Genomic DNA, 13110 nt, shown 5'->3' with positions numbered 1-13110 from the left:
TTCACGCTTGCGCGTGCGCTTGAGACTGAGGTCTAGGTTCAGGGTGGTTTGTTTCATGGGCTCAATGTTGACACAATGGGTTCGGGTGCGGGGCGCGAAAGTGGGGGTTTTGCAGAGTTTCCTTAAATTAAAAACTCCAAATGAGGGTATCAATCATGCTATCGCAATTATTTATCCCCCCTTTGGAAACCCGACCACTTAAAAACTTCATTAGTACAAGTTTTACCAAAAACGCTTGCTACTGCTTTACACAAACCGCGACCTTCTTTCCTCAAATAGTTTTTATACAACCCATCACACTTACGCTATTGGCATTGCCTAGAACTCTTCTCGCTTCTCACTTCTACAGCTGCCCCCCCATGGCTGCTTTTTTCAGTTTCAGCGCGAGTTTGGCAGGCACGGCCTTCAATTTTGGCCGATCCTGGCTACGCGCCGGGGTGTTGTCATTTTGCGAATGACCCATCGCCGATCCGTTTCCATTCAGCTTGAAGATTGCGAAAATGCCATTGTTATTATTTCCTATATAAAATTCACATAAAAATTTACGCGTTGCTCAGACCGGCCAATCCCGACAGGCCATTTAGTCCAACAACCTGATACTTTCTCCGATATCGGCACGCATACTCCAGTAGAGCTTACTTATATATCGACGCAGCTTGTCTAAACTTGAATACAGGGCGAAAATATTATGTTTACCCGGTTTCTGCCGCTGCGTTTGGCTGCGTATAGCGCCGCGTCGGCGGCCGCGACCAGCGAGTCGGCACTGTCTCCATCCGTTGGCGAGGATGCAACGCCAATGCTGATGGTAATGTGCACAGTTGCGTTGGCTTCGAACAGATGCGTTTCCACACAAGCGCGCAGCCGCTCGGCAATGCTGGAGGCGGTGCCGGGGTCGATCTCCGGCAGGATGACGGCGATTTCTTCGCCGCCATAGCGGCATACGCGATCGATGGCGCGCAGCTGCTGGCCGAGCAGCTCGCTCAGACCCCTGAGAATGGCGTCCCCCGTCAGATGTCCGTAGGTGTCGTTGACGTGCTTGAAGTGGTCAATGTCGAGCATCAGCAGCGAAACTGGCCGCGTGGATCGTTGCGAGCGAGCGAGTTCATCGGCCAGCAGCGTGTAGAACGTGCGGTGGTTGTAGAGTCCGGTGAGGCCGTCACGGATGGTAAGCTCGTAGAGCGCGTCCCGGTTTTCTTCCAGCTTTGTCGCCATCGCATTAAACGCCGTGGCGAGCATACCCAGTTCATCGTCGTGCACTTTGGCTTACCCGATGGGAATACTCGCCCGATGCGAGACGCAGGACGCCTTGTTCAAGGATGTTTATGCCAGCAAGGACGGTGCGGACCAGTACTGTGCTGACGAACAGGGCGATGACCAGCGCCAGTACAAAAACGCCGAACGTGATCAAGAAAATGTGTACCCTGGTGTTTTGTGCCTGGATGCGATTAGCGTCGATGCTCCGGACAAAAATGTCGTGAGCCTGATCCAGCAGGTACTCTGATAAATCGATATGCGCATTAAAACGCTCAATTTGACGCGCTGTTTGCGGATTACCGGTAGGATGATACGAATCCAGCAGCGCTTCGCCGAGTTGTTTGGCCTGTTGCCATTGACTGCGGGCGGAATCGATCGGCTCGCGTCCCTGCCCATTGGTAAAAGACGCCAGCGCAATCTGCTGGAAATTGAGGGCCACGCGACGACTTTGTTGCATAAACAGCATCGATGCCCTCGGATTGCCATTACCAAGGTAATCGTTGACTGACTTGGCAGCCCTAAGCAAGCCCTCTTGAAGATGCAGCATAGGGTGTACTTCTTTGGTCACCGCTTTGACGCTGTTATTCAGCGGATCGACCAGCGACGGCAACAGGTAAAACAGCCCCAGGGCAGCCGCCAGCAGAAACGGCAGCAGCATTGCACCGTACCCAATGGCAAAACGCATTCTTAAAGAAAGTCGCGGCGAGCGGAAGTGGAACATCGAAATAGCTTTCATCTAGTTTGTTATTTGAAAATTTGGAGTCGTGGCGTTTTTTCCACAAAAATATTTGATCCGTGACTGGGCTGTGTCGAAATTTGGCCAACCCTGTTGATGCGTAGATGAAACCGCTAGCCCCCCTGGACACCGCCCTAAAGCAGTCGTCGACCTTGCTTGAATATTTCCCGCCTAACTTATGCCAGTCAAACATTGCTTACGAACGCTTCGAACGCTTGCAGTGTCAGTGGCCGGCTATACAAGTAGCCCTGATAGGCGTGGCAGCCATTGCCGGCGAGGAAATCGCGCTGCTCCTCGGTCTCTACACCCTCAGCGATGACCGCCAGGTTCAGGCTATTGGCCAAGGCGACGATAGTGCGGGTAATCGCGGCATCGTTTGGGTCGGTGAGCACGTCGCGTATGAAGGATTGGTCGATCTTCAACTGGTACAAGGGCAGCCGCTTCAGGTAGGCAAGCGAGGAATAGCCGGTACCGAAATCGTCCAGGGAGAAGCTCACGCCACGGGCTTTCAGGGCGTTCATTTTGCCGATGGTGTTTTCCACATCGTCCACGAGCAGGCTCTCGGTTAATTCCAGCTTGAGTTTCAGCGGGTCGGCGCGGCTCTGATCGAGCACCGCCAGCACCTGGTCAACGAAATTTTTTTGACGGAACTGGCGGGCGCTGACATTAACGGCCAAAGTCAGCCGGGCCATGAGCGGGTCGTCTGCCCATGCCGCGAGTTGAGCGCACGCTGTTTCCAATACCCATTGACCCAGCGGCAGGATCAGCCCGGTGTCCTCGGCCAGCGGAATGAACCCGGCGGGAGACACTATGCCGCGCTGGGGATGTTGCCAGCGCAACAGCGCCTCGGCACCCGTCAGCCGACCCTCGCTGTTTACCTGAGGCTGGTAGTAAAGGAGAAACTGACCGGTCTGTATTCCCAGGCGCAGGCCGGTCTCCAGAGCAGCGCGGGCCATGACCAGGGTCTGCATCTGCGGATCGAAGAAGCGCAGCGTATTGCGGCCTGCCGCCTTGGCCTGGTACATGGCCAGATCCGCTCGTTTCAGCAGCTCATCAACGGTGTCCGCTTTATCCGCGAACAGCACGATACCGATGCTCGGGCTACTGCTATGTTCATACTTGGCGAGCATATAGGGCTGATTGAGTGCGACGTGGATTTTATCGCCGACGGCCTCGGCCTGGGCGGCGGCTTCAGAGGCAAGCAGGCTCAGGTCTTCCAGCAGCACCACGAACTCGTCACCCCCCAGGCGGGCCACGGTATCCCCCGCGCGTACACAGCTGACAATACGTTGCGCGGTCTGCTGCAGCAGCAGATCGCCGACATCATGGCCGAGCGTATCGTTGAGCGTCTTGAAGTTATCCAGATCGATGAACAGCAGCGCGCCGGCGTGCTTGCTGCGAGCACTGGATGCCAGCACCTGTTGCAGCCGATCCATCAGGAGACGCCGATTGGGCAACTGGGTGAGGCCGTCGAAGTAGGCCAGATACTCGATCTCGGCCGCTGCCGCCTTGCGCGCGGTGATGTCTTCCTTGATCGCGACGAAATTGAGCAAGCTGCCCTGCTCGTCGAAGATGGGCGAAATCGAGATATATTCCCAGAACAGCGAACCATCCTTGCGGCGATTGCGGAGCTCCCCCTGCCAGGTTTTCCCGGCGGTGATGGCGGCCCACATCTGACTGTATACCTCGACCGGCGTTTCCTCCGACTGGAATATGCTGCAATTCTGACCGATGAGTTCGGCGCTCGCGTAACCGGTGACCTCCATGAGGTTTGGGTTCACGTACTGCATGTTACCTTGCTGATCGGCGATGATGACGGATACCGGGCTTTGCTCGATGGCACGCAACAGGGTATTGAGGTCTTGCTCCCGTTGCTGGCGTTCCGCCTCGCGGGCGAGGTTATCCAATGCATGGCTGATATCCGCGGCCATTTCTATCAGCAATTCGCGCACCTGTTCATTGAAAAAATTGATCTCGCCTGAAACGGAAATGAATGCGCCGATGGCGACATGGTTGCTGGATAGTGGCAGCGCCGCAGCGGAATTCACGCCGAAGTGAACAGCATCCTCGTGCCATAGCGCGGTGCGCGGATCGTTCAGGTAATCCTGGCACCAGGACGGCTGGTTATCACGTATCGCATTGCCTACAAGACCGCGCCCTTCAGGCTCATCAGCAGCCGTTGTCATCCTGACGCTTTGTATGAGCCCCACCCCTTCGCCATAAGCCGCAACCACCTCGACACGTCCGCTGGCGGCATCCACCTTGCCGATTCCAGCCGCCTGCATAACTCCGGTATCCACCACAATCTGGCAGACCTGGCGGAATAGTTCTGCCTCGCTGACGCCCCTGATGATGGCCTGGTTGCATTGGCTCAATGCCGCGTAGAGCCGGGTCAGTTGCTGGATTTTTTCATCGGCTTTGCGGCGCCCGGTAATGTCGTGCACCACCCCGATCAACTGGCTGCAGCGCCCGCCCGCATCAATGACCGGGGAAACAGTGACTTCGCCGGCTTTTTCGCCAGAAGGGTAGCGGGATATCTCTGTCCAACTGATGGATTGTCCCGTCCGGATGGCTTCTTTGTATTTCCCCAGAACAAGTGCGTGCGACGCTTGCGGAATGACGTCGGTAACCGGTCTGCCGACAACCTGGGCTTGCGTCAGTCCGGTTACTTTCAGGAAGCTGGGGTTGACGAAGAAAAAATGAAAATGATCATCTGCATCCACGTCAATGACGAAAATGGGACTGCCAGCATGTTCGTAAATCAGTGAGAGGCGCGTTTCTCTGTCCCTCAGGGCCTCCACATAACGCTTTTGCCGCAACTGCGTCAGCATTAATCCCGTGGCAAAGACCAGCACAAAGGCGCTGCTCAGCGTGGCAACCAAATAGTAGATGCGCTGGCGCTGATGAAAAGGAGCCAGCACCTCGGCCTGCGCGCTGTTTATCGCGACAATGAGCGGATATCTGTCCAGTACCTGGTAGCTGACCAGTTCAGCGGCATCGCTGCGTTTATTCCGGCTGATGAAGCTGCCGTTGCGATTCCCGGCCTGGGCCGCCAACAAGATACGTTCCATATCGTCGTGCGGGTCTGTATTCCTACCGCCAGCTTGCACACGTACGATGCCATCCGTCCCCAGTAATTGGAAACCTGCTGTTTTGCTGAGTTGAATATGGTCAAAGAACGATCTGAAAAAATAGGACGGCTTGATGCAGGCAAATACTATTCCGCCGAAGTCGCCGTTTTGCTTATTGATGCGCAGCGAAAGCGGAATCACCCAGCCATTGTTTATATGCGAGAACACAGGTTTGCCGATTAACAACCGATCGTCATCATGCGCTTGATAAAATCCGAGCGATGTTCTGAAAAGATAATCACCGGGCTTTAAAACCCGGGTGGAGAAGATTGTTTTACCGTGTTCATCGATTGCGCCAACATCATCAAACTTTTGGCGATTGAGGCCGATAGCTTCGAACATGGCATTCGGATCGCCGTATTGATTCTGGTATCTGACCAGCCGCAGCAACTGCTCTGTGTCCCTCAGACTCGACAAAATTTGTTCTTCCAGCAAGCGTGCAAGATGGGTATTGTCCTGCTTCTGATTGGCAAGAACTCCAGTACGCTCGAATGTGATGCGTTCCTGCGTTGCCACCCAGATGGCGCCCACCATGGCAAGGCCACACAGCGCAATTGCTGTCAGGATGACATTGAAGCGAAGTGAGGTTTTGGTTTGCATTATTGTTGTTTGCTTTTTGTTTTTTATGAAGCAGTTCCAATACTTGCCATAACGCTGTTGCACTTCAGGCTTGCATCCGCCTGTCGCCGTATCCAGTCTCAGCTGAATAAACCAAAGCTGGTTTGGATGAAAAATCTCAATGCTGTTTGAAATCGCGCCCCTTTTTGGGGAGCCTCTTAAAAATGCAACGCTGGTCGGCAGACACTCAGAATTCTTCCCAGTTCCCGCCGCCAACTGCCAGTTTGTTGAGACACGTACCGTGTCTTCTTTCCTCTTTCAATGATTTTTAGCTACAAGTATTCTGGATTCTTCTCTAAATGCTGAGGGTACCCCGGCTACCCTATTAGAACTCTTCCCACTCCTCACTGCTGCCACCCCCGCCCGCAGCCAGTTTCTTCGGCTTGGCAGCCAGTCTGACTGGGGCCAGCTTGGCTTGGACTTTGACCTGATTGTGGAGTACCGGGATGTCTTGCCGAATCTGACGCACCGGCTGATTGCTTCCGCTCAATTTGAACACGCTCACCGCCTGCGCCAGTTTGGCGGCCTGGTCCTGCAGGCTCTCGGCTGCCGCCGCGGCTTGTTCCACCAGGGCGGCATTCTGCTGGGTGGCTTCGTCCATCTGGCCGACGGCCTGGTTGACTTGCTCGATGCCGGAACTCTGCTCCTGGCTGGCAGCCGCAATCTCGCTCATGATGTCGGTGACGCGTTTGACGGAGTTGACGATCTCTTCCATGGTCTTGCCGGCTTCGTCCACCAGTTTGCCGCCTACGTCGACTTTGTCGACGGAGTCTTCGATCAATGATTTGATTTCCTTGGCAGCACCGGCACTGCGTTGGGCCAGGTTGCGTACTTCGGCTGCCACCACGGCAAAGCCGCGTCCCTGTTCACCCGCGCGCGCAGCCTCAACCGCAGCGTTCAGGGCCAGGATGTTGGTCTGGAAGGCGATGCCGTCGATCACGCTGATGATGTCGGCGATCTTGCGCGAGCTGTCTTTGATGGAGGACATGGTATCGACAACTTGACCAACGACCTTGCCGCCTTTGACGGCAACATCGGCGGCTGATACCACCAGCTGGTTGGCCTGACGCGCGTTCTCGGCGTTCTGCCTGACGGTGCTGGTCAGCTCTTCCATGGAGCTGGCGGTCTCTTCAAGTGAGCTCGCCTGCGATTCGGTGCGGCCCGACAAGTCGGCGTTGCCGGTGGCTATCTGGCGTGAGGCGACAGCGATGGTCTCGGTGGATTGGCGGATGTCGCCGATGGTCACGGTCAGGTTTTCGCGCATCGCATTCATGGTAAACAGCAGGCTGGTAGTGTCACCTCGCGCAATGGCAATGTCTTTGGAAAAGTCCCCGGTAGAGATTGCATGCGCCACTTCGACTGCATAGGCAGGTTCACCGCCCAGCTGCTGCATGATGTGACGGATCAGCCAGAACACGATGCCCGCACCCACAACAACTGCGACAATCACCAGCACCAGCGCTGTAACCAGCATGCGCTGACTAAAGGCGGACATCTCTGCCCTGGTATCTTTTACTGCAGCGTTCTTAACCTTGATGTAATCTTGCAAGCGCTCTCGCATCTTGCGCCATACCGGGGTCTCTTCCTTACTGACTGCTTCGATGGCCGCAGCCTGGTTCGTGGTTGCGAGGGATATGATTTTTGCCTGGATCGGGATTTGCTGCTCGCGCAACGCCGCAACCTCTTCAAGAACTTTCAGGTCTGCCGGATCATTTATTGCCAGAGACAAGGCCTTTTGATTGGTTTCCTTGAATTCATTGCCCGCCATGCTCAGTTGCTGAAAAGCAGGTTTGTTACCCGGATCCATCACAATGCTGCGCAAGCCCTGTCCCATTTGCAGACCCTGAGCGTACAGGTTGGTTGCGGCTTGCGCGAGAGCTAGATCATGTGCCAGAAAACTCTCGAAGCGGTTCTTGGTACTCTGCATTCCTGTCAATGCCACGCCAATCGCCACGCTGAACAGCAGGAACACCAAACCCATGCTCACAATGATCTTGGTTTTTAACTTCATGTTCATGTATGAAAATCCCGTATTAATCCAAATTTAATTTACCGTTACCGGGATTCATGATCCTGGTGCACACGGCCTGATTTAATTTCCGATACCGCCCTACTTATCCGCATGGCTTACTTTTTTATCGACATCCTGAAGAGGGAACTTGAGGGGGAAACGGGAATATTGTGTGGCCGTATGCAAACAGGGCGGCGCCAACCAAACCGATGCGCATCGTTCATTAATCCGCGTCGTTTCACGCAGATTAATGAACCATCAGGGTGGGTCATGGAAGTCTGAAAGCGGCGCAATAAAAATTTCGATGCCGCTTGATATGCCAACTCTTATTGCGGGAATAGCTTGAGTTGGGCGTCGGTCAACTTGCTCAGAATTCTTCCCACCCTCCTCCACTACCGCCAGCCACCATTTTTTTTGGCTTGATTGTACTGACGGGTTTTGCGTTGGCTCCCACCTGATCGCGCAGTACAGGAATATCCATTTGCTGATCCAGTGTCTGCTGATTTCCATCCAGCCTGAAGATGCTTACTGCCTGAGCCAGCTTGGCTGCTTGATCCTGCAGGCTCTCGGCTGCCGCTGCGGCCTGCTCCACCAGGGCAGCATTCTGTTGGGTGGCTTCATCCATTTGCCCGACCGCCTGGTTAACCTGCTCGATACCCGAGCTCTGTTCCTGACTGGCTGTTGCAATACCGCTGATGATGTCGACAACCAATTCCACGGAAGTCACGATATCATCCATCGCTTCACCGGCCTCATCCACCAGCTTGCTACCCGCATCAACCTGTTCTACCGAATCACTGATCAATGTCTTGATTTCCTTGGCCGCGCCGGCACTGCGCTGGGCCAGATTTCTGACTTCCGCTGCGACGACAGCAAAACCGCGTCCCTGCTCGCCAGCTCGTGCAGCCTCAACCGCAGCATTCAGGGCCAGGATATTGGTCTGGAAGGCAATGCCATCAATCACGCCGATGATGTCGGCTATCTTGCGTGAACTGGACTTGATGGATGCCATGGTGGTGACCACTTGTCCGACCAGCTGACCGCCATTCGCGGCAATTTCAGCTGTCGAACCAACCAGCTGATTGGCATGGCGCGCATGTTCCGCATTTTGCTTCACAGTGCCGGTGAGCTCTTCCATCGAACTGGCAGTCTCTTCCAGTGAACTCGCCTGTGATTCAGTACGAGCGGATAAATCAGCATTGCCTGAGGCAATCTGGCGTGAGGCTACAGCGATGGTTTCAGTGCCATTACGTACCTGACCGACAATATGTACCAGACTGTCGTTCATGTCTTTCATGGCCTGCATCAACTGGCCTGTTTCGTCTTTGGAGCGAACCTCGATGGCCTGGGTTAAATCACCGGCTGCAACGCTCTTGGCAACCCGAATTGCCTCGTTCAATGGTCCTGAAATCGCGCGAACAAGCCAAATACCGAAGAATGCAGCCAGCAGAACACCCGCCAGAATGGCTGCAATTGCAATATTGCGTACCGTGGCGTACAAGTGCTGCGTATTTTCAAAATCAAGCTTCGCTTCATCCATCTGGTACTGAATCAGTGCATCAATATTCTTGCGCACTTCTACATAACCCTCTTTCATAGGCCCCTGAACAAGTTCCCCGGCCTGCTGAAAATCCGTGGCACGCAACGCCGCCATTGCCGGGCGCATTCCAGTACGGCCGTATTTGATGCGGCTGGCAACAAAGCGATCAGCGAGTTTTTTCTCCTCCGGATTCAGGGGAGCCTTCATGTATGCATGCCAGACGGTATCAATCTCCTTGATGACTTTTTCAGCTTCATCCATCTGCTTGCCGATGACTGACGGTCCATCCGAAAAGGCCCCTAGCTGACCAACGATGGATTCGGCAACGATTAACTGGTTTTTGTTGATCAGCCTGACCAGCTCATCCAGATGTCCGACGGTGACCATCCTATCCTCGTATACATTCTTCAATGCATTATTGGCAGCGTTCAGACTCACCAACCCCATGATGCCGATTCCCAACAGCAGCATGGAAAGAAACCCGATGACGAAAACCAGTCGCGATTTGATACTTAGATTCTTCAACATTTCCCTATCCTCCTCATTCTTGTATCAGTCCGAAATTTGCCTGAAGCTGCACTTGCCGGATCTGCTTACATGCCTACGTTACGCTACAGCTTCCTCAAGCAGGCCCATTTCTGCACTTGACATAAGTTTGTCGATATCCACCAGGATCAGCATGCGCTCTCCAAGCGTACCGAGCCCGATCAGATAATCAGTGTCGAAGGTCGTGCCCATTTCCGGCGCTGCCTTGATTTGCTCCGACGACAGCGTGGTCACATCGGATACGCTGTCTACGACCATACCCATTACCCTGCCTGCGATATTCAGGATGATCACGACGGTGAACTGGTCGTAGACCGGCTCCCCGAGATCGAATTTGATGCGCATATCTACGATCGGCACTATTATTCCGCGCAGATTCACCACCCCCTTGATGAAATCAGGGGAATTTGCAATTCGCGTAACCGGTTCGTAACCGCGAATTTCCTGCACCTTGAGAATATCGATGCCGTATTCTTCTTTGCCTAAGGTGAAAGCAAGAAACTCGTTTCCGGCTGCCTCTCCGGAGTGCGCCTCGTGCAAGGCCGCGTTGGCTTGTGTATGTGCATTTTGTGACATGATCTTTGCCCTTATCAGGAGAAAATGGGAGCAGCGTTCAGTTGACGGCTTGAACGCAATAACGCGGCGACATCGAGAATCAGGGAAACTCCTCCATCACCTAATATCGTGGCGCCTGATATACCAGCGACCTTGCGGAAATTCGATTCCAGATTTTTCACCACCACCTGCTGCTGCCCGACCAGGTTATCAACCAGTAACGCCGCTTTCTTGCCATCGCTTTCCAGGATCACGACGATGCCCTGCGAGGGTTCGGTAAAGCGCGGCTCAATTGCAAAAATCTTGTGTAATGGAATCAGGGGCAGATACTCTTCGCGGACCTTGACCACTTGCCCTTGGCCGGCAATTTCCTTGACATCTGCGATTGCAGGTTGCAACGATTCGATCACATAACCCAGCGGCAGAATATAAACTTCTTCACCGACCTTGACTGACATGCCATCCAGAATCGCCAGCGTGAGCGGCAAGGAAATGGCGATAGTGGTTCCATAGCCCTTGGCGGAACGGATTTCCACCGTACCACCCATGGCCATAATGTTACGTTTGACCACATCCATGCCCACCCCGCGCCCGGAAACGTCTGTCACCGCCTCGGCTGTGGAAAAACCCGGTGCGAAAATAAGCTGCCATACCTCCGAATCCGGCATGGTGTCCGAAACCGGCAATCCTTGTTGTTTGGCTTTGGCAAGGATGCGGTCCCGATTCAGGCCGCCGCCATCGTCACTCACCTCAATCACGATGTTGCCACCCTGATGTGCAGCGGCCAGTACCAACTTTCCGGCCTCATCCTTGCCTGCAGCCCGGCGTGCATCGGGCATTTCGATGCCATGGTCAACACTATTGCGCACCAGATGCGTAAGCGGATCGACAATGCGCTCGATCAGACCTTTGTCAAGCTCGGTGGCGGCGCCACGTGTAACGAATTCAATTTTCTTGCCAAGTTTGGCTGCCAGATCGCGCACCATGCGCGGGAAGCGCGAGAACACATAATCCATAGGCATCATGCGAATGGACATCACCGCTTCCTGCAAGTCACGTGTATTCCGGGTCAACTGACCCACGCTATTCAACAGGCGCTCGTGCAGAATCGGGTCAAGAGAACCAGTACGCTGCTCGATCATCGCCTGAGTAATAACCAGTTCGCCAACCAGATTGATGAGTTGATCTACCTTTTCAATACCCACTCGAATCGATGATGATTCCTGCGTTACAGGTTGTTTATCTGCGGCACGCCGGCCAAACGGCTTACCTTCAACAGATACAACTGTTTCAGTGCCCTGCTGCCCGACCGGGGCTGCTACAGCCTGCTCAGCAGCTGGCGTATCTTTTTTATCGACTACGGATTTCAGTGGCTCGAAAAAACCATAGCCGGGATCCGATTCCTGCATAGCCTCCGGCTGAACCGATGCATCGGTGGCTTCCTCGGTGATTTTAAGGTCGTCCGGATCCAGCACGAATGAGCAAATGGCAATAATATCGTCCAGCTTCTCACTGGTCACCAGAGAAAAAACGCTACGTTTATTATCGAGCACTGTCTGATTGATTACCCCTAACAAACCCAGCTCAGCGGCAAGTGCATCCACATCTCGCTGCGGCACTTCAGGCAATTCAATGCGGAAACTGCGGCCCGCTACAGTAGCAGTTGCTTGTGCGGGTGTGGCCTCAGCAGCTTGTTGTTCCACAGGGTTAATTTGTTGCGCAGCATTCCCGGCTTCCGTGGCTGAATCCTGCGAAAACGCTTGCAAGCGCTGGCATACGCTGTTCACCGCATCCTGATCGACGCTCGCGCCATGCCGGCGTCCATCCATTTGCATTTTCAGAATGTCCTTGGCAGCCAGAAATGCATCCACATGCTCAACTGTTAGCGCCATCTCACCCTTGCGAATTCTGTCGAGCAGGGACTCCAGCATGTGCGTCACTTCGGTAATATCAGTAAAACCGAATGTCGCTGCCCCACCCTTGATCGAATGTGCTGCGCGAAATATCGCATTCAGGTCTTCGGAATCAGGTGCTGAAACATCCACAGCCAGCAATAGCTTTTCCTTTTCGGCGAGCAGCTCCTCTGCCTCGTCAAAGAACACCTGGTAAAACTGGCTCATATCAACTGTCATGTTCGGCCTCCATCATTTTTTTGCATTGCATGATTTTTTGTAGTTTCATCAGCCGATTACTTTTTTCACGACTTCGGTCAGCCGCTGCGGATCAAATGGCTTGACCAGCCATCCATTGGCGCCTGCGGCCTTGCCCTGAGCTTTCATATCGTCACCCGATTCGGTCGTCAGCATCAGAATCGGCACACGCTGATAGCTGGTCATGCCGCGTAACGCCTTGATCAGGCCAATGCCATCCAGGCGTGGCATGTTCTGGTCCGTCAGCACCAGATCAACGGTCTGTTTCTTCGCCTTGTCCAGGCCGTCCTGCCCATCGACAGCTTCGATCACCTGGTATCCAGCCGCCTTCAGGCTGAATGCCACCATCTGGCGTAATGAACCGGAGTCATCTACTGCTAATATCGTCTTGGTCATTTTTATTCCTAACTGTTTATATTTCCGGGCTGACTACCCATTCGTATCGTTTCTCGCTGTTGATTAGAACAGCTCGATGTCTCCGCTTTCCATATGCCGCTGATTAACCGCTCTGCGCAAAGCCCCTTCAAGTGCAACGCCACGTTCCGCGAGCATCTGATTGAGGCTATTCA

Annotated in this window: 8 protein-coding genes; all 8 read right to left on the bottom strand. The window is 54.0% G+C overall.

Features of this window, described 5'->3' with window-relative positions; genetic code table 11:
• Positions 1-660 precede the first annotated feature (660 nt).
• Complete coding sequence (locus ACYCZJ_RS15860) at positions 661-1257, bottom strand: GGDEF domain-containing protein (protein WP_461555195.1); 597 nt, start codon at positions 1255-1257, stop codon at positions 661-663.
• Positions 1244-1990, bottom strand: coding sequence for a hypothetical protein (locus ACYCZJ_RS15855; RefSeq protein WP_461555194.1), 747 nt, complete (start codon positions 1988-1990; stop codon positions 1244-1246). The genes ACYCZJ_RS15860 and ACYCZJ_RS15855 overlap by 14 nt, the downstream gene beginning before the upstream one ends.
• 185 nt (positions 1991-2175) lie before the next feature.
• Positions 2176-5721, bottom strand: a complete 3546-nt coding sequence (locus ACYCZJ_RS15850; RefSeq protein ID WP_461555193.1) for an EAL domain-containing protein — start codon at positions 5719-5721, stop codon at positions 2176-2178.
• Positions 5722-6064: 343 nt separating this feature from the next.
• Entirely contained in the window at positions 6065-7750 is a 1686-nt protein-coding gene (locus tag ACYCZJ_RS15845; RefSeq protein WP_461555196.1) for a methyl-accepting chemotaxis protein, read from the bottom strand.
• A gap of 367 nt (positions 7751-8117) precedes the next feature.
• The gene (locus ACYCZJ_RS15840) at positions 8118-9818 is read right to left on the bottom strand and encodes a methyl-accepting chemotaxis protein (RefSeq protein WP_461555192.1); all 1701 of its coding nucleotides are present in this window, start codon (positions 9816-9818) and stop codon (positions 8118-8120) included.
• 78 nt (positions 9819-9896) lie between these two features.
• Positions 9897-10412 carry a chemotaxis protein CheW gene (locus ACYCZJ_RS15835; protein WP_461555191.1) on the bottom strand — a complete coding sequence of 172 codons (516 nt, stop codon included), beginning with the start codon at positions 10410-10412 and terminating at the stop codon, positions 9897-9899.
• A gap of 14 nt (positions 10413-10426) precedes the next feature.
• A complete protein-coding gene (gene cheA / locus ACYCZJ_RS15830) occupies positions 10427-12523 on the bottom strand; it encodes a chemotaxis protein CheA (RefSeq protein ID WP_461555190.1) in 2097 nt (698 codons plus the stop codon).
• Positions 12524-12571: 48 nt separating this feature from the next.
• The gene (locus ACYCZJ_RS15825; protein ID WP_461555189.1) at positions 12572-12937 is read right to left on the bottom strand and encodes a response regulator; all 366 of its coding nucleotides are present in this window, start codon (positions 12935-12937) and stop codon (positions 12572-12574) included.
• Positions 12938-13110: the final 173 nt, after the last annotated feature.

The sequence above is a fragment of the Sulfuriferula sp. genome, assembly GCF_054605375.1.
This window is presented reverse-complemented; position numbering and strand designations above follow the sequence as displayed.

Bases quoted from the DNA above. Each gene is read 5' to 3' on its own strand.
- ACYCZJ_RS15855 (WP_461555194.1), bottom strand. From the start codon at position 1,990: ATGAAAGCTATTTCGATGTTCCACTTCCGCTCGCCGCGACTTTCTTTA.
- ACYCZJ_RS15850 (WP_461555193.1), bottom strand. From the start codon at position 5,721: ATGCAAACCAAAACCTCACTTCGCTTCAATGTCATCCTGACAGCAATT.
- ACYCZJ_RS15845 (WP_461555196.1), bottom strand. From the start codon at position 7,750: ATGAAGTTAAAAACCAAGATCATTGTGAGCATGGGTTTGGTGTTCCTG.
- ACYCZJ_RS15840 (WP_461555192.1), bottom strand. From the start codon at position 9,818: ATGTTGAAGAATCTAAGTATCAAATCGCGACTGGTTTTCGTCATCGGG.
- ACYCZJ_RS15835 (WP_461555191.1), bottom strand. From the start codon at position 10,412: ATGTCACAAAATGCACATACACAAGCCAACGCGGCCTTGCACGAGGCG.
- cheA (WP_461555190.1), bottom strand. From the start codon at position 12,523: ATGACAGTTGATATGAGCCAGTTTTACCAGGTGTTCTTTGACGAGGCA.
- ACYCZJ_RS15825 (WP_461555189.1), bottom strand. From the start codon at position 12,937: ATGACCAAGACGATATTAGCAGTAGATGACTCCGGTTCATTACGCCAG.